Source organism: Enhydrobacter sp. (assembly GCA_025808875.1).
Classification (GTDB): domain Bacteria; phylum Pseudomonadota; class Alphaproteobacteria; order Reyranellales; family Reyranellaceae; genus Reyranella.
Genome location: CP075528.1, coordinates 974553 through 996731, shown reverse-complemented (window position 1 = coordinate 996731; position 22179 = coordinate 974553). Strand labels below are relative to the sequence as shown.

Annotated in this window: 23 protein-coding genes; 14 read left to right on the top strand and 9 right to left on the bottom strand. The window is 65.1% G+C overall.

Annotated features, from left to right (window positions below):
* Window positions 1-1191 (top strand): acyl-CoA dehydrogenase family protein, encoded by a 1191-nt coding sequence (locus tag KIT25_05000; GenBank protein UYN96305.1) that lies wholly within the window; start codon window positions 1-3, stop codon window positions 1189-1191.
* On the opposite strand, the gene KIT25_04995 is transcribed toward KIT25_05000, so the two are convergent.
* Genes KIT25_04995 through KIT25_04985 form a run of 3 tightly spaced genes read right to left on the bottom strand, consistent with a single transcriptional unit; the run spans window position 1148 to window position 2654 of the window.
* A complete protein-coding gene (locus KIT25_04995) occupies window positions 1148-1831 on the bottom strand; it encodes an HAD family phosphatase (protein UYN96304.1) in 684 nt (227 codons plus the stop codon). The two genes, KIT25_05000 and KIT25_04995, sit on opposite strands and share 44 nt — an antisense overlap.
* Window positions 1831-2235 carry an Rrf2 family transcriptional regulator gene (locus KIT25_04990; GenBank protein ID UYN96303.1) on the bottom strand — a complete coding sequence of 135 codons (405 nt, stop codon included), beginning with the start codon at window positions 2233-2235 and terminating at the stop codon, window positions 1831-1833. The genes KIT25_04995 and KIT25_04990 overlap by 1 nt, the downstream gene beginning before the upstream one ends.
* Window positions 2232-2654 (bottom strand): GNAT family N-acetyltransferase, encoded by a 423-nt coding sequence (locus tag KIT25_04985; protein ID UYN96302.1) that lies wholly within the window; start codon window positions 2652-2654, stop codon window positions 2232-2234. The genes KIT25_04990 and KIT25_04985 overlap by 4 nt, the downstream gene beginning before the upstream one ends.
* A gap of 87 nt (window positions 2655-2741) precedes the next feature.
* Here KIT25_04985 and boxC point away from each other — a divergent pair, with 87 nt between their 5' ends.
* The 13 genes from boxC (at window position 2742) to KIT25_04920 (ending at window position 16852) form a co-directional block, all read left to right on the top strand.
* The gene (gene boxC / locus KIT25_04980) at window positions 2742-4406 is read left to right on the top strand and encodes a 2,3-epoxybenzoyl-CoA dihydrolase (protein ID UYN96301.1); all 1665 of its coding nucleotides are present in this window, start codon (window positions 2742-2744) and stop codon (window positions 4404-4406) included.
* An 8-nt stretch (window positions 4407-4414) separates the two neighbouring features.
* Window positions 4415-5836, top strand: a complete 1422-nt coding sequence (gene boxB, locus KIT25_04975; GenBank protein ID UYN97824.1) for a benzoyl-CoA 2,3-epoxidase subunit BoxB — start codon at window positions 4415-4417, stop codon at window positions 5834-5836.
* 68 nt (window positions 5837-5904) lie between these two features.
* On the top strand, window positions 5905-7449 hold the full coding sequence (locus KIT25_04970) for a benzoate-CoA ligase family protein (protein UYN96300.1): 1545 nt from the start codon (window positions 5905-5907) through the stop codon (window positions 7447-7449).
* 45 nt (window positions 7450-7494) lie between these two features.
* Window positions 7495-8673 (top strand): ABC transporter substrate-binding protein, encoded by a 1179-nt coding sequence (locus KIT25_04965; GenBank protein UYN96299.1) that lies wholly within the window; start codon window positions 7495-7497, stop codon window positions 8671-8673.
* 126 nt (window positions 8674-8799) lie between these two features.
* A complete protein-coding gene (locus KIT25_04960; protein ID UYN97823.1) occupies window positions 8800-9693 on the top strand; it encodes a branched-chain amino acid ABC transporter permease in 894 nt (297 codons plus the stop codon).
* A gap of 32 nt (window positions 9694-9725) precedes the next feature.
* Window positions 9726-10643, top strand: a complete 918-nt coding sequence (locus tag KIT25_04955) for a branched-chain amino acid ABC transporter permease (protein UYN97822.1) — start codon at window positions 9726-9728, stop codon at window positions 10641-10643.
* Window positions 10636-11388, top strand: coding sequence for an ABC transporter ATP-binding protein (locus KIT25_04950; GenBank protein UYN96298.1), 753 nt, complete (start codon window positions 10636-10638; stop codon window positions 11386-11388). Before KIT25_04955 ends, KIT25_04950 begins: the two co-directional genes overlap by 8 nt.
* On the top strand, window positions 11388-12089 hold the full coding sequence (locus KIT25_04945) for an ABC transporter ATP-binding protein (protein UYN96297.1): 702 nt from the start codon (window positions 11388-11390) through the stop codon (window positions 12087-12089). Before KIT25_04950 ends, KIT25_04945 begins: the two co-directional genes overlap by 1 nt.
* A 15-nt stretch (window positions 12090-12104) precedes the next feature.
* Window positions 12105-13184: a polyamine ABC transporter substrate-binding protein gene (locus tag KIT25_04940; GenBank protein ID UYN96296.1), complete on the top strand. Its 1080-nt coding sequence runs from the start codon at window positions 12105-12107 to the stop codon at window positions 13182-13184.
* Window positions 13127-14176 carry an ABC transporter ATP-binding protein gene (locus KIT25_04935; GenBank protein UYN97821.1) on the top strand — a complete coding sequence of 350 codons (1050 nt, stop codon included), beginning with the start codon at window positions 13127-13129 and terminating at the stop codon, window positions 14174-14176. The genes KIT25_04940 and KIT25_04935 overlap by 58 nt, the downstream gene beginning before the upstream one ends.
* A 4-nt stretch (window positions 14177-14180) precedes the next feature.
* Complete coding sequence (locus KIT25_04930; GenBank protein ID UYN96295.1) at window positions 14181-15020, top strand: ABC transporter permease subunit; 840 nt, start codon at window positions 14181-14183, stop codon at window positions 15018-15020.
* Window positions 15017-15805, top strand: coding sequence for an ABC transporter permease subunit (locus KIT25_04925; protein UYN96294.1), 789 nt, complete (start codon window positions 15017-15019; stop codon window positions 15803-15805). The genes KIT25_04930 and KIT25_04925 overlap by 4 nt, the downstream gene beginning before the upstream one ends.
* 9 nt (window positions 15806-15814) lie before the next feature.
* Complete coding sequence (locus KIT25_04920; protein ID UYN96293.1) at window positions 15815-16852, top strand: LLM class F420-dependent oxidoreductase; 1038 nt, start codon at window positions 15815-15817, stop codon at window positions 16850-16852.
* A 14-nt stretch (window positions 16853-16866) separates the two neighbouring features.
* Here KIT25_04920 and KIT25_04915 read toward each other — a convergent pair whose 3' ends face one another.
* Genes KIT25_04915 through KIT25_04890 form a run of 6 tightly spaced genes read right to left on the bottom strand, consistent with a single transcriptional unit; the run spans window position 16867 to window position 22125 of the window.
* Entirely contained in the window at window positions 16867-17481 is a 615-nt protein-coding gene (locus tag KIT25_04915; GenBank protein UYN96292.1) for an ATP-binding cassette domain-containing protein, read from the bottom strand.
* Window positions 17478-18179 (bottom strand): ABC transporter ATP-binding protein, encoded by a 702-nt coding sequence (locus KIT25_04910; GenBank protein UYN96291.1) that lies wholly within the window; start codon window positions 18177-18179, stop codon window positions 17478-17480. The genes KIT25_04915 and KIT25_04910 overlap by 4 nt, the downstream gene beginning before the upstream one ends.
* Window positions 18179-18922 carry an ABC transporter ATP-binding protein gene (locus KIT25_04905; GenBank protein UYN96290.1) on the bottom strand — a complete coding sequence of 248 codons (744 nt, stop codon included), beginning with the start codon at window positions 18920-18922 and terminating at the stop codon, window positions 18179-18181. Before KIT25_04905 ends, KIT25_04910 begins: the two co-directional genes overlap by 1 nt.
* Before the next feature lie 2 nt (window positions 18923-18924).
* Window positions 18925-19890, bottom strand: coding sequence for a branched-chain amino acid ABC transporter permease (locus tag KIT25_04900; protein ID UYN96289.1), 966 nt, complete (start codon window positions 19888-19890; stop codon window positions 18925-18927).
* On the bottom strand, window positions 19890-20807 hold the full coding sequence (locus KIT25_04895; protein ID UYN96288.1) for a branched-chain amino acid ABC transporter permease: 918 nt from the start codon (window positions 20805-20807) through the stop codon (window positions 19890-19892). The genes KIT25_04900 and KIT25_04895 overlap by 1 nt, the downstream gene beginning before the upstream one ends.
* 25 nt (window positions 20808-20832) lie before the next feature.
* Window positions 20833-22125 (bottom strand): ABC transporter substrate-binding protein, encoded by a 1293-nt coding sequence (locus KIT25_04890; GenBank protein UYN96287.1) that lies wholly within the window; start codon window positions 22123-22125, stop codon window positions 20833-20835.
* Window positions 22126-22179 lie beyond the last annotated feature (54 nt).

Here is a 22179-nt window from a genome sequence, read left to right as displayed (position 1 = left end):
ATGAGCGTCTCCGCCCTCTCCGCCGACCAGATCAAGCTGCAGGCCCGCGTCCGCGAGCTCGCCAGCGGTCCCGTCGCCCGGCGTGCCGCCGAGGTCGACCGCACCGAGCAGTATCCCTGGGACAATGTCGAGCTGCTGAAGGATGCCGGGCTGCTCGGCCTCACGATCCCCCGGCAATATGGCGGCCAAGGCAAGACATGGCTCGACGCGGTACTGGTGATCGAGGCGCTGTCCGCCGCCTGCGCCGTCACCGGCCGCATCGCCGTCGAGACCAACATGGGCGCGATCAGCGCCGTCATGGCCTACGGCTCGGATGAGCAGAAGAAGCTCGCCGCCTCGATGGTGCTGGCGGGCGACAAGCCCGCCATCTGCATCACCGAGCCCGAGGCCGGTTCCGATGCCAACGGCATGACCACGCGCGCCGACAAGAAGGGCAACCGCTATGTCGTGAACGGCCGCAAGCACTGGATCACCGGCGGCGGCGTCTCGCGGCTGCATTTGATCTTCGCCAAGGTCTACGACGAGAAAGGCGATTTCGAGGGCATCGGCGGCTTCCTCGCCATTCGGGACGAGACACAAGGACTCAAGATCACCAAGCGCGAGCCGACCATGGGGCTGCGCGGCATTCCCGAGGCGGTGATCGACTTCGAGGAGATGGAGCTGCCGCCGTCGGCGCTCGTCATGCCGCCGCGCGGCCTCAAGAAGGGCTTCGCCGACCTGATGACCGCCTACAACAGCCAGCGCGTGGGCGCCGCCACCGTGGCTCTCGGCATCGCCGAGGGCGCCTATCGGCTGGCACTCGACTGGTCGGAGGAGCGCCGTCAATTCGGCAGGCCGATCAACGAGTTCCAGGGCCTGCAATGGAAGCTGGCCGACATGTCGATCAAACTCCGGGCCGCGCAGGCGCTGGTCTATGACGCCGCGCGCTCGGGCGAGGGCGGCTTTCCCGACATGCTGCTCGCCGCACAGGCAAAGGTCTTCACCTCCGAAAGCGCGATCCAGGTGGTGAATGACGCGCTGCAGTTCTTCGGCGCCCGTGGCTACAGCCGCGAGCTGCCGCTCGAGCGCATGGCGCGCGACGTGCGCATGTTCACGATCGGCGGCGGCACCGCGGAGGTGCTACGCAACGTCGTGGCCAGCGCCCTCCTCAAGAAGAAGCTGCCGCAGACGCGGGACGGCTGGACGAGATAAGCGCCACGACTTCGTGGAGGCTTGCCAGGATCAGGCACAGCCGGGCGATCTCCTGCGTCGGCCGGACGCGGTCGGGCACCATGACGGTCATCATGCCGGCCGCGGCGGCGGAACGAACGCCATTGGGAGAATCTTCCAGGGCAAGGCAATCGCGCGGATCGACTCCGAGTCTTTCCGCTACACGCAGGAAAGGCTCGGGTGCGGGTTTGCCCATGGCATAGTCGCCCTCGGCGACGATTGCGTGAAAACGGTCCCCGAGGCCGTGGGCGGCAAGATGATGGCGCACGGTGGCATGCGAGGACGATGTCGCGATGGCTCGCGGCAGGGCGAGTTCGTCCAGCCAGGTCAACAACTCGAGTGCGCCGGGCTTCAACGTCAGTTCGCGATCGGCGAGGAGCTTGAAATGGGCCACCCAGATCTCGACCAGTCGATCGGCCGGGTAGCCGGCGCCATACCGCCCGAGGAGGCGCCGTCGCGTGTCGGGCCACGGCGTGCCCACCATGGCCTGAAACGAGTCGGCATCCATCTCGCAACCGATCTCCGCCGCCGCGGTGAACAATGCCTTCTCGTAAAGCGATTCGGTGTCGAACAGCAGACCGTCCATGTCGAACACCACGGCCGCCACGGGACGGGACAACATCAAACCGACTTCCTGACGCTGGACAGCATCGTCTCCAGGCTGATCGATCGCAACGTCGCCTCGGCGATTTCGTCGATCTCGACCAGGACGAGCCGCAGGGCAGTGCCGATGTCGGTGTCCTCGCCCGCTTCCTTCGGCCGGCTGCCGGGAGCCGGCTCGAACAGGGCGACGATATCCATGAGCGTCGTGCGCTTGCGATTGCCCACGAATCGATATCCGCCCGAAGCTCCGCGCTCTCCTTCCAACAGGCCCGCACTGGCCAGCGTGCGCAGCACCTTGGCGAGGTGATGCGCCGAGACGTCGAAGCGGCTGGCAAGCTCGCCGACCGACAGTGTGCGCTTCGGATCGCGCGCCAATTCGAGCGCCGCGTAGAGACCCAACCGTGTCGCGGTCTGCAGCTTCACGAGACGTCCTTGTCGAGCTGCAGCGACGGGCCCGCCACCATGCCCTGGGCGCGGAAGAAGGACAGGATCAGATGATCCCGGCGATCGACCAGCGTGCGCACGCGCGTCACGCCCGCCGCCTTGAAGCGCTCGACCAGCGCGTCGAACAGCGCCGTGCCGACGCCCTTGAGGCGCTGCCTGGGCTCGATCTGGATGGCGAACACCCAGCCCGCCGCCGGCTGGCCGAACTCCCAGGCACGCACCTCGCCGGCAATGAATCCCGCGAGGACGCCCTTCTCTGTCTTTGCCACCAGGAAATGACGCTCGGGAACATCGAGCATGAACTGCCAGTAGTCGGGCTTGTCGGTCCCCGTCAGCCGGGCATCCAGGGCGGAAACGGCCGGCAAATCAGAGGCTTGGGCGGGACGAATGGCGACCATCGGCGTTGGATTAAGAATGCCCTTGCGACTCGGAAAGTAAATACGTATTTGAGTACCGAATTACTCGAATTCTAAACAGGAAACGCCATGGCTGAAGCCGCGCCCATCGACTTCCGCACATCGCCCGATCGCTACCGCCACTGGAAGCTCTCCTTCGAGGGACCGGTCGCCTATCTGACGATGGACGTGAACGAGGATGGCGGCCTGCGGCCCGGCTACAAGCTGAAACTCAACAGCTACGATCTCGGCGTCGACATCGAGCTCGCCGATGCGGTGCAGCGCCTGCGCTTCGAGCATCCGGAAATCGGCGCCGTGGTGATCCGCAGCCAGCGCGATCGCATCTTCTGCTCGGGCGCCAACATCAACATGCTCGGGCTGAGCTCGCATGACCACAAGGTGAACTTCTGCAAGTTCACCAACGAGACGCGGCTGGCCATCGAGGATGCCTCGCAGAACTCGGGGCAGAGCTACATCTGCTCTATCAACGGGATCGCCGCGGGCGGCGGCTACGAGCTGGCGCTGGCCTGCGAGCAGATCCTACTGGCCGACGACGGCTCGAGCGCCGTGTCGCTGCCCGAACTGCCGCTGCTCGCCGTGCTGCCGGGCACCGGCGGCCTGACGCGGCTGGTCGACAAGCGCCTGGTGCGGCGCGACCACGCCGACTTCTTCTGCACCACCGCAGAAGGCGTGCGCGGCAAGCGCGCCCAGCAGTGGCGGTTGATCGACAGGCTGGTGCCGCCCAGCAAGCTCGCTGACGAAACCAGGAAGATTGCCGAGGACATCGCGACCAAGTCGAAACGACCGAACGACGCCAAGGGGATCGCGCTGCCGCAGGTCGAACGCACGATCGACGGCGACGCCATCCGCTACGGCACGCTCAGCGTCGAGATTGACCGCACCCAGCGGGCCGCACGCCTGCGCGTGAATGGTCCCGCCGGAGCGCCACCCACCGACGCCGCCGGCATCCAGGCGCAAGGCGCGGCGTTCTGGCCGCTGGCGCTGGCGCGCGACCTTGACGATGCGATGATGCATCTGCGGCTCAACGAGACCGAGATCGGCACCTGGGTGCTGGCGAGCCAGGGCGACGTCGCGCTGGTCGAGGCCCATGACGCGCTGCTCGCCAGGGAGAGCGCGCACTGGCTGGTGCGCGAGATCGTGCTCTACTGGAAGCGCACGCTGAAGCGGCTCGATGTCAGCTCGCGTAGCCTGATCGCGCTGGTCGAGCCGGGTTCCTGCTTCGCCGGCTCGCTGTTCGAACTCGTGCTGGCGGCCGACCGTTCGTACATGCTGGACGGCACCTTCGCAGGCTCCAACCAGCCGGCGGCCGCCATTCGGTTGACCAGCATGAATTTCGGCCCCTACCCCATGGGCAACGGCCTGACGCGGCTCGCCACACGCTTCCTGGCCGAGCCCGCGCATGTCGACGAATTGAAGGAAGAGATCGGCGAAGCGCTCGACGCCGAAGCCGCGGAGGAACTCGGCCTCATCACTTTCATCCCCGACGACATCGACTGGGAGGACGAAGTGCGGCTCGCCATCGAGGAGCGCGCCGGCTTCTCGCCCGACGGCCTGATCGGCATGGAGGCGAACCTGCGCTTCGCCGGGCCGGAGACCATGGAGACCAAGATCTTCGCCCGCCTCTCGGCGTGGCAGAACTGGATCTTCCAGCGCCCCAACGCCACCGGCCCTGAGGGCGCGCTGAAGCTCTATGGCACGGGCAAGCAATCCAAATACGACCGGAAGCGGGCTTGAGGAGACCCATCATGGCCATCGACTACAGCCAACTCATCCCTAACAACGTCGACCTCGCCAGCGACCGCCGCCTGCAGCGCGCGCTGGAAAACTGGCAGCCGCGTTTCCTCGACTGGTGGAAGGGCATGGGACCGGACGGCACGTCGAACTTCGACGTCTACCTGCGCACCGCCGTGTCGGTCGACGCCAACGGCTGGGCCAATTTTGGCCACGTGAAGATGCCGGACTATCGCTGGGGCATCTTCCTCGCCGGGCAGGATCCCAACCGCCAGATCGCCTTCGGCGACAACAAGGGCCAGGCGGCATGGCAAGAGGTGCCGGGCGAACTGCGCTCGACCCTGCGCCGCCTGATCGTGACGCAGGGCGACACGGAGCCCGCGAGCGTCGAACAGCAGCGCCTGCTCGGCAAGACCGCGCCCTCGCTCTACGACCTGCGCAACCTCTTTCAGGTCAATGTCGAGGAGGGCCGGCACCTGTGGGCCATGGTCTACCTCCTGCACGCCTATTTCGGCCGCGACGGCCGCGAGGAGGCCGAGATGCTGCTGGAGCGCCATTCCGGCGATCCCGACAAGCCGCGCATCCTCGGCGCCTTCAACGAGCAGACGCCGGATTGGCTCTCCTTCTTCATGTTTACCTACTTCACCGACCGCGACGGCAAGTATCAGCTCGCGTCGCTCGCCGAGTCGGGCTTCGATCCGCTGGCGCGCTCCTGCCGCTTCATGCTGACCGAAGAAGCGCACCATATGTTCGTGGGCGAATCGGGCGTGCAGCGCATCGTCGAGCGCACCTGCCAGCTGATGAGGGAGCACAAGACCGACGACGTGCGCGCGCTGGGCGCCATCGATCTCGCGACCATCCAGAAGTATCTCAACTTCCACTTCTCGGTGTCGCTCGACCTGTTCGGCCAGGAAGCATCCACCAACGCCGCCAACTACTACACGATGGGGCTGAAGGGCCGATACCTCGAGACGCGCATCGAGGACGACCACCTGCTGACCAGCGCCGCTTACGAGATGGAGACGGTCGAGGATGGCCGCATCGTCCAGAAATCGGTGCCCGCACTGCAGGCGCTGAACGAGCGGCTGCGCCAGGATTATATCGACGACTGCGCGCGCGGCGTCCGGCGCTGGAACAAGGCCATCGAGAAGGCGGGCGTCGCCTTCGAGCTCAAGCTGCCGCACCGCGGCTTCGACCGGCAGATCGGCGCCTTCGCCGGCCTCAGGGTCTCGCCCGACGGCAGGCTGATCAGCGAGGCCGAGTGGACGGCCAACGAAGGCAAATGGCTGCCGACAGTCGAGGACCGCGCGTTCGTGACCTCGCTGATGGGGCCTGCCGTGACCGAGCCCGGCAAGTTCGCCAACTGGATCGCGCCCCCGGCCCGCGGCATCAATGGCCAAAGCGTTGATTTCGAGTACGTGCGGTTCAACTGAGTATGTCGTGGAACGTCACCACAAGAGCGACGGGCGAGAGCCGAAGGACAAAGGGAGGCGAAGGGACGATGACGACTGGCGTCTCGTTCGGTCCGGACCACAAGGTCCGGTTACCTGATCGTTTCAATGTCGCAGCGCCGTTCATCGATCGGCACGTGGGTGAGGGTCGCGGCGCCAAGGCTGCGATCGTCACCACGCAGGAGACGGTGACCTACGCCCAGCTTGCCGAGCGCGTGAACCGCGCCGGCAACGCGCTGCTGGCGTCCGGGCTCAAGCCCGGCGACCGCGTGCTGATGGTGGTGAAGGACTGTCCGGCGTTCTTCTATCTCTTCTGGGGAGCCATCAAGGCCGGGATCGTGCCGGCTCCCCTCAACACCCTGCTCCGTGCCGCCGACTATGCCTATATGTTCGAGGATTCGGGCTGCAAGCGCGTAATCTATTCGACCGAGTTTGCGGGCGAGGTCGAGCCGGCGCTGAAGCAGGCGCCGGTCGAGGCGCTCACCGTGGATTCGTTCCTCGCCGACCTCGCCAAGGCCTCATCGTCGCTTGAGGCCAGGCTTGCCGCGCCGACCGACGATTGCTTCTGGCTCTACTCTTCCGGCTCGACCGGGCGGCCCAAGGGCGCCGTGCACTGCCAGCGCGACATGGTGGTGACGAGCGAGATGTTCGGCGTGCGTGTGCTGGGCATCCGGGAAGACGATGTGAGCTTCTCCGTCGCCCGCCTGTTCTTTGCCTACGGCCTGGGCAACGCCATGACCTTCCCGCTGTGGACGGGCAGCACCGCGATCCTGGACGACCGCCGCATGACACCCGACGTCATTTTTGAGACGGTCGAACGTTTCAGGCCGACCGCCTTCTACTGCGCGCCGACCGTCTACGCCGGCATGCTGGCCACCCTGGAGAAACGCACCTGCGATTTCTCGAGTGTGCGCTTCTGCAGCTCCGCCGCCGAGGCCCTCCCGGCCGACATCTTCCGCCGCTGGAAGGAGAAGACCGGCACGATCATCCTCGACGGAATCGGCTCGACCGAGTGCCTGCACGTCTTCATTAGCAACCGCCTCGACGACTACCGGCCGGGCACGTCGGGCAAGCCGGTGCCGGGCTATGACGTCAAGATCGTCGACGAGAACGGCGCGCCGGTGCCGAAGGGCGAGCGCGGCCGCCTCTGGATCCGCTCGGAATCGGCGGCCAAGTACTACTGGAACAAGCCGGAGAAGACCGCCGAAACCATGGTCGGCGGCTGGCTGAACACCGGCGACACCTATCGCCAGGACGACGACGGCTATTTCATCTACGACGGCCGCAGCGACGACATGATGAAGGTGAGCGGCGTCTGGTGCTCGCCGATCGAGATCGAGAACTGCCTGATCGAGCACCCGGCGGTGTTCGAGGCCGCGGTCGTGCCCAAGGCCGACGAGCACGACCTGATCAAACCCAAGGCCTTCGTCGTGCTGAAACAGGGCGGCACCGGCAGCGCCGGGCTGACCGAGGAACTGATGGCGGTCTGCAAGAAGACCCTGGCGCCCTACAAATATCCGCGCTGGGTGGAGTACGTGACCGAGCTGCCCAAGACGGCGACCGGCAAGATCCAGCGCTTCAAATTGCGTGCGTAGGCGTTTTCAGCTTCTATACGGCAACGTGAACAGGGAGTGGGGCTCATGACCAGGATATTGTTTGGCATCGCAACGATCGCCGCTCTGGCGTTCGGACTGCAGCCGGCGATGGCGCAGCAAACCATCAAGATCGGCTTCATCAGCACTTTCTCGGGACCGCAGGCCGTGATCGGCGAGGACATGCGCCGCTCGGTCGAGCTCGCCAAGGAGCATCTCGGCGGGAAGATGGGCGGCAAGCCGTTCGAGATCATCTATGAGGACGACCAGTTCAAGCCCGATGTCGGCAAGGCGCGCTCCGAGAAGCTCGTCCAGCAGGACAAGGTGAACTTCGTTTCGGGCTACATCTGGTCGAACGTGCTGCTGGCTTCGCTCAAGACCGTGGTCGAGGAAGGCGATACCATCCTGATCGGCGCCAACGCCGGGCCCTCGCAGATCGCGGGCGATCTCTGCAACAAGAACTTCTTCTCGACCTCGTGGCAAAACGACCAGACGCCGATGGCGATGGGCGAATACCTGAACCAGAAGGGCGTGAAGAGCCTCTACGTGATGGCGCCCAACTATGCCGCCGGCAAGGACATGGCGGCGGGAGTCAAGCGCACCTTCAAGGGTAAGATCGTGGGCGAGGACTACACCAAGTGGCCCGACGGATTGGACTTTTCGGCCGAGCTCGCCAAGATCGGCGCCGTCAAGCCGGACGGCATCTTCATCTTCTACCCCGGCGCGCACGGCGTGCAGTTCCTGAAACAGTACGCGCAGTCGGGCCTCAAGGGCAAGATTCCGCTCTATCAGGTGTTCTCGATCGACGCGATAACCCTGCCGCAGCAGGGCGAGTTGGCGCTCGGGACTCTCGGCGCCCAGGAATGGGTGAACGACCTGCCGAACGAGCAGAACAAGCGCTATGTTGCCGACTTCAAGGCCAAGCACAAGGTCTACCCGTCATTCTACGGCGCGCAGAGCTACGATGCCATCATGCTGATGGCATCGGCGGCCGACGCTCTGAAGGGCGACCTTTCGGACAAGAACAAGGTGCGCGCCGAGCTCAAGAAGGCCAACTTCAAGTCGCTGCGCGGCGGCTTCAAGTTCAACACCAACCAGTTCCCGATCCAGAACTTCTACATTCAGGAGACGGTGAAGGACGCCGAGGGCATGATGACCGTCAAGACCATTGCCACCGCGGTCAAGGACGGCAAGGACTCGTTCTACGAGAAGTGCCCGATGAAGTGACACCGGCGCACCGGTATCAGCCCGAACGAAACGAGGGATCTTGCCCTGCCGGGAAAGATCCCTCGCCACGCTCGGCATGTCAGATCGTCCTTTGACTGACGGAACGTGGAATACTTTCTCATCCAGATGCTGAACGGCCTGCAGCTTGGACTGCTGATGTTCCTGCTCGCCGCCGGCCTGACGCTGACCTTCGGCATCATGGACCTGGTCAACCTGGCGCACGGTTCTCTCTACATGATGGGTGCCTATTTCGCCTGGACGTTGATCGGCTGGACCGATTCGTTCGTGCTCGGCGCGTTGCTCGCACTGCCCGCTGCCTTCCTGCTCGGCATCGTCGTCGAGATGGTGGTGGCGCGACGGCTCTATGCCCGCGATCACCTCGACCAGGTGCTGGCGACGTTCGGGCTCATCCTCTTCTTCAACGAGCTCGTGCGAGCGGTGTGGGGTCCGGCCGGCCAGAGCATCGCCGTGCCGCCGTTCCTCGCCCATACGATCGAGATCATGCCCGGCATGCTCTATCCAGCCTACCGATTCGCCCTGATCGTGGTAGGCGCGGCGGTGGCGATCATCCTGGCTTGGCTGGTGGCACGCACGCGCGTCGGCATGCTGATCCGGGCCGGCGCCTCGAACCGCCGCATGATCGCGGCCCTCGGCATCAACATCGAGCTGCTCTTCACGCTGGTGTTCGGGCTCGGCGCCGCTTTTGCCGGTCTCGCCGGCCTGATGGCCGCTCCGATCTCGTCGGTCAAGATCGGGATGGGTGACGACATCCTGATCCTCGCCTTCGTCATCATCGTCATCGGCGGCATCGGCTCGATCAAGGGCGCCTTCGTCGCTGCCCTTGTAGTCGGGCAGATCGACATCGTCGGGCGCGCCTTCCTCCCCGATCTGCTCAAGACCTTCCTCAGCGCCAATGCCGCCTCGACCGCCGCGCCGGCGATCTCGCAGGTCCTGGTCTACATCGTCATGGCCGGCGTGCTGGTGTGGCGGCCGACCGGCCTGTTCGGGCAACGGTCGTGACACCTCGCGCCCTCGCCGCGGGCACGGTGCTGATGGGACTAGCCGTGTTGCCCCTGCTCACCGAGGCCTTCGATCAGCGCTACATCCTGTCGATCGCCACCCGGGTCGTCATCTGGTCGATCGCCGCGGTCAGCCTCAACATGATCTTGGGTTACGGCGGCATGGTGAGCTTCGGCCATGCCGTGTTCTTCGGCATCGGCGGCTACACGGTCGGCATATTGGCGCACCACGGCACGAACATCGGGTGGATACAGTGGCCGCTCGCCGTCCTCGCCGCGGCGGCGTGGGCCGCCGTGGTCGGCGCCCTGTCGCTGCGCACGCGCGGCCTCTACTTCATCATGATCACGCTGGCCTTCGCACAACTCGTCTTCTACGTCTCGGCAGGACTGTCGGAATATGGTGCGGACGATGGCCTCAACATCAGCCGCAGCCGCTTTCCCGGAGTCATCGACCTGCGTGACAAGTCTTCGTTCTACTGGCTGTGCTTCGCGCTGTTGTGCATCACGCTCTGGTTCTGCCATCGCTTCTCCAACTCTCGCTTCGGCTTGGTCATCCGCGGCGCCAAGTCGAACGATCTGCGCATGACAGCTCTCGGCTTCCCCGTGTTCCAATACCGGCTGGTCGCCTTCGTGATCGCCGGCGCCTTCGGCGGCCTCGCCGGCATCCTGCTCGCCAACGAGGGCGCCTATATCTCGCCCGCGATGATGTCATGGGTGAAGTCGGGTGACCTGATCGTCATCGTCGTACTGGGCGGCATGGGCACGCTGTTCGGGCCGCTGTGGGGCACCATCGCCTTCTTCGTCGTCGAGGAATCGCTCAAGCCGCTGATGGACCTGATCGGTCATGGCTGGGGCGAGTACTGGCAAATCGTCTTCGGACCCATGCTGGTGCTGATCGCGCTCTACGCGCGCGGCGGCATCGACTCCCTGTTGGGGCGCCGCCGTGGCTGAACCGCTGCTTGCCACGGACCGTCTGGTCAAGCGCTTCGGCGGTCTGGTCGCCACCGATTCGGTATCAATCGACGTGCGTGAAGGGGAAATTCACGCCTTGATAGGACCCAACGGCGCCGGCAAGACTACCCTGGTAAGCCAGCTCACCGGCATTCTGCGGCCGGATTCGGGGTCCATTCGCTTCGCCGGCCGAGACGTCACCCGCCTGCCGACCCATGCAAGGGTACGCCTCGGTCTCGCGCGCTCGTTCCAGATCACGGCTGTGTTGCGCGACTTCACGGCGCTCGACAACGTGGCCCTGGCCGTCCAGGCGCACGCTGGCCACTCCTTTCGTTTCCTGCGCGACGCACGCGCCGAGCGCAGCCTGCGGGAGCCGGCGTTGCGCGGCCTCGAGGCGGTTGGGCTCGGCTCTCGCGCCGGCAGTCTCGCAGCCGAGCTAAGTCATGGAGAGCAGCGCCAGCTCGAGATCGCCATGGCGCTTGCCGGAGACCCGCGGCTGCTGCTGCTGGACGAGCCGACAGCGGGGATGGGCGTCGAGGAATCGCACCGCATGGTCTCTTTCCTGCGCGAATTCAAGGGCAAGCGCGCCATCCTGCTGATCGAGCACGACATGGATGCCGTCTTCGCTCTGGCTGATCGCGTGACGGTGCTGGTCTATGGCCGCGCCATCGCCAGCGGGTCGCCCGAGGAGATTCGCTCCGACCCTGCCGTGCGCGAGGCCTATCTCGGCGAGGAGGCGGGCTGATGCTTCGCGTGCGCGAGCTCGAAGCCTTCTATGGCGCCAGTCAGGCCCTGTTCGGGATGGAACTCTCGGTCGATGCCGGTGAGGTGGTCACGTTGATGGGCCGCAACGGCATGGGCAAGACGACCACGGTCAGCGCTGTCATGGGTCTGTTGCCGCAGCGGCGGGGTGCCATCGAATTCGAAGGCCGCCGGGCCGAGAGGTTGCCGTCCTTCCGCATGGCCCGACTCGGACTCGGCCTCGTGCCGGAAGGTCGGCAGATCTTTCCCAATTTGTCGGTCCGCGAGAACCTGCTGGCAGCAGCAGCCAATCGCGACAACCGCGCCAACCCGTGGACCCTGGAGCGCGCCTTCGCCTTCTTTCCCCGGCTCTCCGAGAGACAGGGCAACCGCGGCAACCAGCTGTCGGGGGGCGAGCAGCAGATGCTGGCGATCGGCCGCGCGCTGATGACCAATCCGAAACTGTTGATTCTCGACGAAGCCACCGAAGGACTGGCGCCGTTGATTCGACAGGAGATATGGTCGTGCCTGGGGCGCCTCAAGGCCGAGGGCCAGGCGATCCTGCTGATCGACAAGAACCTCGGGCCGCTTCTCGCCCTTGCCGACCGCCATCACATCGTCGAAAAAGGCCGCGTCGTCTGGACCGGAACTTCCGGCGCCCTGGCCCGCGACAGTGACCTTCAACGCCGATATCTTGGCGTCTGATCCGGAGTGCCGTCGATGCGTCTCAGCGCCCTTGCCTGCCTGCTCACCCTCGTGACCACGCCCGCGTTCGCCCAGGGCCAGGTCAACGTCTACAACTGGTCCGACTACATTGCCGAGGACGAACTCAAGCGGTTCGAGTCGGAAGCCGGCATCAAGGTCAACTACACGACCTACGACAGCAACGAAATCCTCGACGCCAAGCTGCGTGCCGGCCGCTCGGGCTACGACGTCGTCGTCCCGACCGCCTCGCCCTTCTTCGTGCGCCAGCTCGCGACCGGCCTCTACCACCCTCTCGACCGCAGCAAGCTCACGAACTGGAAGAACCTCGATCCCAAGGTCCTGGAATCGCTGGCCAAGTACGATCCGGGCAACGTCCATGGCGTGCCGTGGATGTGGGGCACGATCGGCATCGGTTACAATGTCGCCGAGATCAGGAAGCGCATGCCCAACGCGCCAGTCGATTCACTCGCCATGATCTTCGATCCGGCCATCGTCTCGCGTTTCCGGGACTGCGGCGTGATGGTGCTGGACAGTGCCACCGACGTGATCCCGGCGGCGCTCAAATACCTTCTGCTCAATCCCGATTCCAAGGACCCCGCGAATCTCGAGAAGGCCGGCAAGGTGCTGCAGGCCATCCGCCCCTACATTCGCAAGTTCCATTCGTCGGAGTACATCAATGCGTTGGCGAGCGGAAACATCTGTCTCGCCTTCGGGTACTCGGGCGACATCCTTCAGGCGCGCGACCGTGCCGAAAAGGCCGGTGGCCGCGAGATCGCCTACCGGATCCCGAACCAGGGCTCGATGGTCTGGATCGATGTGGCAGCGATCCCCAAGGATGCCCCCAATCCCGACGCCGCCCATCGCTTTATCGACTTCATGCTCGACCCCAAGGTCGCGGCAGCGTCGAGCGAGGTGACCGGGTACGCCAATGCCAACCTGCCGGCAACCGCGCTCCTCGACAAGTCGATCGCGGACAATCCGCTGATCTATCCCAATCAGGACGACCGGGCGAAGTTCTACACCATCACTCCGGGGACATCCGAGCAGATTCGCGAACGCACCCGCCTCTGGACGTCGATCAAGACCGGCCGGTGAGCGGACTGATCGTCGAGACGCGCGGCCTGGTGAAGCGCTTCGGCGCGATCGCGGCGGTCGACGGCGTCGACCTCGCGGTAGAACGCGGCGAACTGTTCGCCCTGCTGGGCGGTTCCGGCTGCGGCAAGACCACGCTGCTGCGTCTGCTGGCGGGCTTCGAGACTCCCGACACCGGACGCATCCTGATCGACGGTCGCGACGTGACGGACGTGCCGCCTTATCTGCGCCCCGTCAACATGATGTTCCAGTCCTATGCCCTCTTCCCGCATATGGATGTCGCGGCCAATGTCGGCTACGGCCTGCGCCGCGAAGGCGTGGCGCGGAACGAGATCGACCGGCGCGTCGCCGACGCTCTCGGCCTGGTGCAGATGCAGGACTACGCGGCGCGACGGCCGGCCCAACTCTCGGGCGGCCAGCGCCAGCGCGTGGCGCTGGCCCGCGCCCTGATCAAGCGGCCCAAGCTGCTGCTGCTCGACGAACCTCTGGCGGCGCTCGACCGCAAGCTGCGCGAGGGCACGCGATTCGAGCTGGTCCGCCTGCAAGAGCAGCTCGGCCTCACCTTCATCGTGGTCACGCACGACCAGGAAGAGGCGATGTCGATGGCGAGCCGGCTCGCCGTGATGGATGCCGGGCGCATCGTCCAGACCGGCACCTCGCAGGATCTCTACGAACGTCCGGCCAATCGCTTCGTCGCGGACTTTATCGGCATCGCCAATATCCTCGACGTCGCGCCGGGCCGCTGGATGGCGCTGCGACCGGAGAAGATCGCGCTCTCCGCCGAACGGCCGACGGCCGACCACGTCGTCCGCGGTGAGATCGTCGACGTCGCCTACGAGGGCGATCGCTCGCTCTATCGCGTCGAGACGGCGGAGAAGGGCGTCCTGCGGGTTTCAACGACCAACGTGCGGCGCAGCGGCCCACCGCCCTTCCGGCGCGGCGACCAGGCCTGGCTCGCGTGGTCGGACGAGTCCGGACAGCCGCTCGTGGAGTGACGCCATGCGCGCCGTCCTGTTGCTGCCTTACGCCTGGCTAATCCTCTTCTTCCTGCTGCCGTTCGCCGTCGTGCTCGCCATATCGCTCGGCACGTCGTCGTTCGAATCGGTCCCGCCGTTCGATCTGGGCTTTGACCTCGGGAACTACCGGCTGCTGTTCGGTGACGATCTCTACGTCGCGGCCTGGCTGAGTTCGCTGCGCATTGCCGCGACCTCGACCCTGCTGGCCTTGATGCTCGGCTATCCCATGGCATATGCCATCAGCCGCGCCGCGCCACGCCGCCGGCCGCTCCTGCTGATGCTTGTCATCCTGCCGTTCTGGACGTCGTTCCTGATCCGCGTCTACGCCTGGATGGGGCTGCTGGCCGAGAACGGCATCCTCAACCAGTTTTTGCGTTGGAGCGGGGTCGCCGAATCGCCTGGCTCCATCATAGGCACAGAATGGGCCGTCCATCTCGGCATCGTCTACGCCTACCTGCCGTTCATGGTGCTGCCGCTCTATGCAACGCTGGAGAAACTCGACCGGAGCCTGCTCGAGGCGGCGGCGGATCTCGGCGCGCGGCCGCTCGAGGCCTTTCTCACGGTGACTCTGCCGTTGTCGGTGCCCGGCATCGTCGCGGGCTGCCTATTGGTATTCATTCCGTCGATCGGCGAATTCGTCATCCCCGATCTCCTGGGCGGCACCGAGACTTTGATGATCGGCAAGGTGTTGTGGGACGAGTTCTTCACCAATGCCGACTGGCCGCTCGCGTCGGCGGTGGCGATCGGCCTGCTCGCTCTGCTGGTCGGTCCGATCGTCTTGTTCCAGCGCCAGCAGGCGCCAAACCCGGAGCGACACCGGTGACCGGCCGGGCGCGGTTCGCTTTCTCAATTCTCGCCTTCGGCTACGCGTTCCTCTACCTGCCGATCGCGCTGGTCATCGTCTATTCGTTCAACGAATCGCGCCTGGTCACGGTTTGGGCGGGATTCTCCACCAAGTGGTGGTCGGCATTGCTGGCCAATGACGCGATGCTGTCGGCGGCCTGGCTGTCGCTGCGGATCGCCTGCGTGAGCGCCACCCTCGCGGCGGTGCTGGGGCTAGCGGCCGGCTACGTGCTCGCGCGGGCCAGGTTTTCCGGCCGTGCTCTCTTCGGCGCGCTGGTCGTGGCCCCCATGGTCATGCCCGAGGTCGTCATGGGCATCTCCCTGTTGCTGCTGTTCGTCGGCGTCGACCGGTTCCTGTTCGCGCTCGACCGCGGTTTCCTGACCATCGTCGTCGCCCACACCACCTTCTCGCTCGCTTTCGTGGCCATCGTCGTCCAGGCCCGGCTGGCCGACTTCGACCGTTCACTCGAAGAGGCGGCCATGGATCTCGGCGCCACGCCGTGGGTCACCTTCCGCACCATCACCCTGCCGTTGATCGCTCCGGCGGTGATCTCGGGCTGGCTGCTCGCTTTCACCCTGTCGCTCGACGACCTGGTCCTCACCCAGTTCGTCGCCGGCGCGCAATCGCAGACCCTGCCGATGCGGGTCTATTCCAGCGTGCGGCTCGGCGTCGACCCGCAGATCAACGTGCTGGGCACGATCGTGGTGGCGGTGGCGGCCTCAGCCCTTATCCTCTCCGGCTGGATGACACGGCGAAAGACATAGGGGAACGGCATGAAGCTCGGCCTGGCGATCGGCTACTCGCGCGCGCATCTCGACATTCCGGTGAAGCTGATCCAGCGCGCCGAGGAGCTGGGCTACGATTCGGTCTGGACGGCCGAGGCCTACGGCTCGGACGCCGTCACGCCGCTCGCCTACATCGCCGCCCTCACCACCCGCATCAGGCTCGGCACCGGAATCATGCAGCTCGCCGCACGCACGCCCGCGAACGCCGCCATGTCGGCCGCTACGGTCGACGCCATGGCCGGCGGCGGTCGCTTCATCGCAGGCCTCGGCGTGTCGGGCCCGCAAATCGTCGAAGGCTGGTACGGCCAGCCCTGGGGCCGTCCCTACTACCGCATGAAGGATTACGTCGCGATCATGCGCAAGATCTTCGCGCGCGAAGCGCCCGTGACGCACGACGGCAAGGAGATCGCGCTGCCCTACTCCGGGCCGGGATCGGCCGGCCTCGCCAAGCCGCTCAAGTCGATCCTGCACATGAATCCTCGCATTCCGATCTATCTCGCCACAGGAAGCGAGACCACAGTCAAGCTCACGGCCGAGATCGCCGATGGTTGGCTTCCCATGGGCTTCGTGCCCGGAGCGATGAATGAGTACAGACCGTGGCTCGAAGAGGGCTTTCGTCGGGCGGGCAACGGCAAGGGCTTCCACAACTTCGCGATCCAGGCCTCGGTCCATGTCGAGGTGGACAATGACGTGAAGGCGGCGCTGCAGCGGCTGAAGCCCGAGGTAGCGCTCTATGTCGGCGGCATGGGCCACAAAACCAAGAACTTCCACAACGACATCATGGTGCGCCGCGGCTTCGGCGACGCCGCCAGGCGCATCCAGGAGCTCTACCTCGCCAAGCACAAGGACGAGGCGATCGCCGCCGTGCCCGACGAGTGGGTCGACCTCAAGTCGCTGATCGGGCCGCCGGCGCGCATCATCGAACGCTATCGTGCCTGGCAGGACAGCGGCGCCGATTCGCTCAGCGTCCGCTCGCGCCAGCCCGAGGCGATCGAGGTGATGGCAAAGGCGGCGCGGCTCAACTGAAGGCACCCGTGTCGCTATGGAGCCAGAGCTCCAAGGTAGTTCCGGACATCAGGTTGCCCCGCCATCTCTGCGAAGGTCGAGAAGCGGGTGGCCCGACCTCCGCTCACGAAAACGAAGCTCTCGCAAACCTCGTTGAGGAGCTCCAGATGCAACACCGCCGTCGGGTGCAAACAGATGAAGACAAGCCTGCCCTCCGCGCGTAGATGGCGGAAGAAGTCGAGCATGAACCCTATATAGCCGTCCTGGGTGTTGAACTGCGGTTCGTCGAACAGGTGCACCCTCGGATAGGAGCTGCTGGCCCTTTCCAGCATGAAGCTCGGCCAAGTGCGCGCGAAACGGCGCACCTGGTATGACTGGTGGTAATGGATGGCAAGTCGGTCGCGCTCGGCGTAGCGCACGCGCTGAATGTCACTGCCCGCCACCGTCACGCGCCCCGCGCTCGGCACGTTCGAACCGGCGATCATCTCGAACAGTGTCGTCTTTCCCGCGCCGTTGGGGCCCATGACGCCTACGATCGCAGGCCCATCGAAACGCAAGTCGACGTCGAGCCGAAAGGCCGTTACACGCCGCACGATCCCGCGTCGATAGACCTTGCTGACGCCCTCGAGCGCGAGCAACGGGGCGCTCATGGCAACCCTCCCAGCAATCTGGGCTTCAGCGCGGGGTCGGCGGCAAGCGCGGCTGCGTCTCCCGCCCATGCGACGGCGCCATGCGACAACACAACGACCTTGTCGGCAACCGACAGCGCGATATCCACATTCTGCTCGACCACGATCGACGCGATACGTTCCGCCTTGAGGCGGTGGATGACGGCCATCACGTCGTCGACGATCTTGGGCGCGAGCCCCTGGCTCGGCTCGTCGAACAGCACGAGACCCGGCGAGCCCAGGAGAGCACGGCCGATCGCCACCATCTGCATCTCGCCGCCCGACAACGTCTCAGCCTCGCGCGACATCAAATACTTCAACGCCGTGAAGATGTCCGTGACCTCGGACATCGACCACGCACGGAAAGTCGTGCGCTTGAGTCCAAGAGCGAGGTTCTTGGCGACATTGAGCGTGGGACAGAGCCTCCGGTCGTCCGGTACCCAGCCTATGCCCGCGCGCGCGATCTCATGAGTGGCGCGCCCCGAGATCGTGCGGCCCTCGAAAGCGATCTCGCCGCGACGCGGGCGGGTGAGGCCGAGGATCGAGCGCAACACGGTGGTCTTCCCGGCCCCGTTGGCCCCCAGCAGCGCCAACACTTCGCCCGCGCCAACCGACAGCGAAACGTCAAACAGCGCCTGTGTTTCCCCGTAGTAGGTGTCGATACCCTGGACCTCGAGCATCAGGCGAGATTCCCCAGGTTGGAGTTCTTGACCCAAGGATTGGTGCGCAGCTCGCCTGGGCTGCCGCGGGCGATCACCTGGCCCCAGTGGATCACCGAGATCTCGTCCGCCAGCGAGAACAGAAATTCCATGTCATGCTCGATCACGACGACCGTCACTTGGCCTTTCAGACGGCGGACAAGCGCGGCCAGCCGGGCTCGACCATCGCTGCCCAACCCGGCGGTTGGCTCGTCGAGGAACAGGAGCTTGGGACGCGAGGCCAGCGCCACCGCGATCTCCAGCGCCCGCCTCTCGCCGTAGGGCAAGGCCTTGGCGACTTGATCGGCGCGTTCGCCGAGCCCTACCGTATGCAGGACGTTGCGCGCTTCCGCGATCAGTGCAGGGTCACCGTAGGCCTGGCCGAAAGCATCGCGGCCGCGCCGACGCGTCTCGGGCATGGCAACCGCCACGTTCTCGAAGACGGTAAACTCGTCGAACAGGTTCATGAGCTGGAACGACCGGGCAATACCGAGGCGCGCGATAGCCTGCGGGGAACGACCGGTTATGTCCGCACCATCAAACAGCACACGTCCCCGCTCGGGGCGGTAACGGCCAGTCAGGACGTTGAAGCAGGTCGTTTTGCCCGCGCCGTTCGGTCCCATGATGCCGGACAGCCGCCCCGCCTCGAACGACAGCGAGATGTTTTCCAGCACTACGCGATCGCCGAAGCGCAGGTGCAGTTCGTGGGCCTCGAACAGCGCCACGGCTACTTCACCCGGGCCGAACGCAGGAACATTCCGCCGAGTCCTTCCGGCCTGTAGATGACCAGCGCGACGAACAGCAGGCCGAACCATAGCATCCAGCCGGTGGTGAAGGCGCCGATGACGTCGCGCGCCAGGAGAAACACGATGGCCCCCAGGACCGGGCCCCAGAAGGTGACGAGGCCGCCGCCCACCAGGACCATCATGACGACATAGCCTGAGTAATGCAGGCTCATGACGTCGGGAAAGGCCGAGCTCTGCGCCATCGCGAACAATCCGCCGGCAAGGCCAGAGAGTCCCGCGGACAGGACCAGCACCGCGGCCTTGTAACGCCAAACGTCGTAACCCACGAAGCGGGCGCGCGTTTCGTTCTGCTTGATCGCCTTCAGGACGCGACCAAACGGTGAATGAACGAGGCGCCAAAGCATCAGTGAGACAACAACGAACACCGCCAGAGCGAAGTAGAACAGCGCGACGTTGTGGGAGATGTTGAAGGTCACCACGCCAAGCTGCACGGGCAGGCGTGCGATCTTGAGCAACCCGTCCTCGCCACCCGTGATGGCGTGTGACTTGATGGCAATGAACCAGAAGATCTGGCCGAACGCGATGGTGAGCAGTGCGTAGTAGATGCCCCGGCGATGGGAGATGAAGGCCGCGACGATCGCTCCGCACGCCGACGCCGCCAGGATCGCCGCGCCCAGGCAGAACCAGAGGTCGGCAGCCACGTGGAATTGCGCCAAGCCGAAGCCGTAGGCACCCAAGCCGAAGAAGGCGCCATGTCCAAACGAGGGAAGGCCGCTGTGACCCAGGACCAGATTGTAGGCCAGCGCATAGGTTGCGAAGATCAGGATCTCGACGCCGAGATACTGATAAAGACCGACCCTCTCGATCCACAACGGCACCGTCGCGAACGCCAGCCAGATGACGATCATGGCAGGGGTCACAACGGGGACAGGCTTGTCCGCGCGCATTACGCCTCCAGCACGCTCTTCTTGCCGAACAGGCCACGCGCCCGGAACGTCACGACGCCGATCAGCAGGAGGTACATCGACAGCATCGACCATTCGGAGGCATAGGCGCCGCTCAGGCCAACGACGACGCCAACCAGGATGCCGCCCAGGACGGCCCCCCAGAAACTGCCGACGCCACCCAACACGATGATGAGGAAGGCCGGCACGACCGCATCGACTCCCATGTGTGGGCGGATACCCCAGACCGGTGCCAGGATGACGCCGGCAACGGCCGCCATCATCGTGCCCATGACGAACACCCAGACGCGCAGCTTCTCGAGGTCGTGGCCCAGCGCCTGCACGATCTCGCTGTCGTGCGCACCGGCTTTGACGAGAGCGCCGAACCGGGTACGTTCGATCACGAGCCAGACCAGCGCCATTGCCACCACGGCGAACGCTGCGGCCCAGAAGCGGTAGGTCGACCAGATGAGGTCGAGCATCACGAAGCCGCCGGATATTCCGCGGGGCACCGGCAACATGTAGTCGCGCGTGCCCCACACGACCCGGATCAGCTCCTCGATGACCATGGCGGCGCCGAAAGTGAGCAACAGGCCGTAGAGTGGGTCACGACCATAGGTCCGGCGCATGAGCCGCTCCAGCACGACCCCGAAAGGCGCCACCAATACGGGCGCCAGGAACATCGCGACGGTGAAGCGCCAGCCAAGCGGCACTTGTGCCCATGCCTCGAGCCAGTCCGGCGGCAACGGCAGCCGCGCGGCGGTGATGGCATAGGCGAAGTAGGCGCCGAGCGCGAACAACGAGCCGTGCGCGAGGTTTATCTGCTCCATCAAGCCCAGGATCAGCATGAACCCCAGGGCCAGGAGGGCGAACAGCAGGCCGAGCGCCAAACCGTTCACCAGGTGGGGCAGAAGTGACACGCCTACTCTCTACGCCAGCCGAATGTCACTGCTCGTAGGTCGGAACCTCGGCGTAGGGCTTGAGCTTGCAGGCCGTCAGCGAAGCAGCGTCGAGCGCCTGCTCGGGCGTCGCTGCGCTGACGATCTGGAACAGGTCGGTATTGTCCACGGGCTTCGGATTGCGCCGCGCGAGGTAGATCGTCTGCTGCACCTGGTGGGTGACCGGGTGGATGTAGGCGTCATAGGCCTGCATTCGATCGACTGCACTCATCTTGCGGCCTTCGAGCGCTTTGATGATGCCGATGTTGTTGGTTGAGCCCGTCTGCTCGATGACGCGCAGCAGCTCACGCGTCGCCATGTATCCGTTGTACGAGACGTTGCCCGGCACCGGGATCGGCGACTTCGGATAGGCGGTCTGCCAGCGCTTCACGAACTCAGCCACGCCGGGCAAGGGAAGCTTGTGGTACCAATTGGTGCCGAAGACGCCGAACAAGGTCTCAGGCACACCCCAAACGTCCGGCCAGTCCTGCTGGTTGTTGATCCAGGCCGCCTTGTCCTCGAGCTTCAGCTCGGCGATCTGCTGACGCAGCGCCTTGATGTCGTCACCGCCGATCGCCATGGCGACGACGTCCGGCTTGATCTGCTGGACCTTGAGCAGGTAGGCGGTGAAATCGCGGGTGTTCTGCGGCACCAACAGGTTGTCGACGATGTGGCCGCCCGCCTTCTCGACTTCGGTCTTGGTCGCGGCCGATGTCGTGTGGCCCCACACATAGTCGTTGGTGAGAAGCAGCCATTTCTTGCCGATCTTCTGCACGGCATTGGCGACCGCCGCCTTGGAAAAGTTGGTGCCGTTGCCATCCCATACGAACTTGATACGGCTGCAGTTCGCACCCGACTCGCTGGGGGCCGACGAGTTGGTGTTCATGTAGATGGTGCCGTACTTGCTGGCGACCTGGGTGATCGCATTGGCGACACCCGAGTGCACCGCGCCGAGCAGGAACCCGCATTGTTCCTGGGCGATGAAGCGCTCAGCCACGCGCGTGCCGGTCGCCGGATTGGTTTCCGTGTCGGCGGTGATCCACTCGATCTTGCGACCCAGCACACCGCCCTTCGCGTTGAACTCGTCGATGGCCAGACGCATGCCCTGCATGTCGTCCTGGCCGCTGTTGCCGTATTGGCCGCTGGCGTCGCAGGTCAGGCCGAGCTTGATCGGCTTCTTTCCCTGCGCCCAAACGCGGTTATGGCGCCAGGGACCAAAAAAACTGGCGGTGCCGGCAGCTGCAGCGCCCATAAGGCCGGCCTTCAAAGCGGTGCGTCGCGTCACGCGTGACTTCGTCATGGGTCTCCTCCAAGTATCGAGAACGGCAATTTCAATTGCTCTTGGAGAATAGAA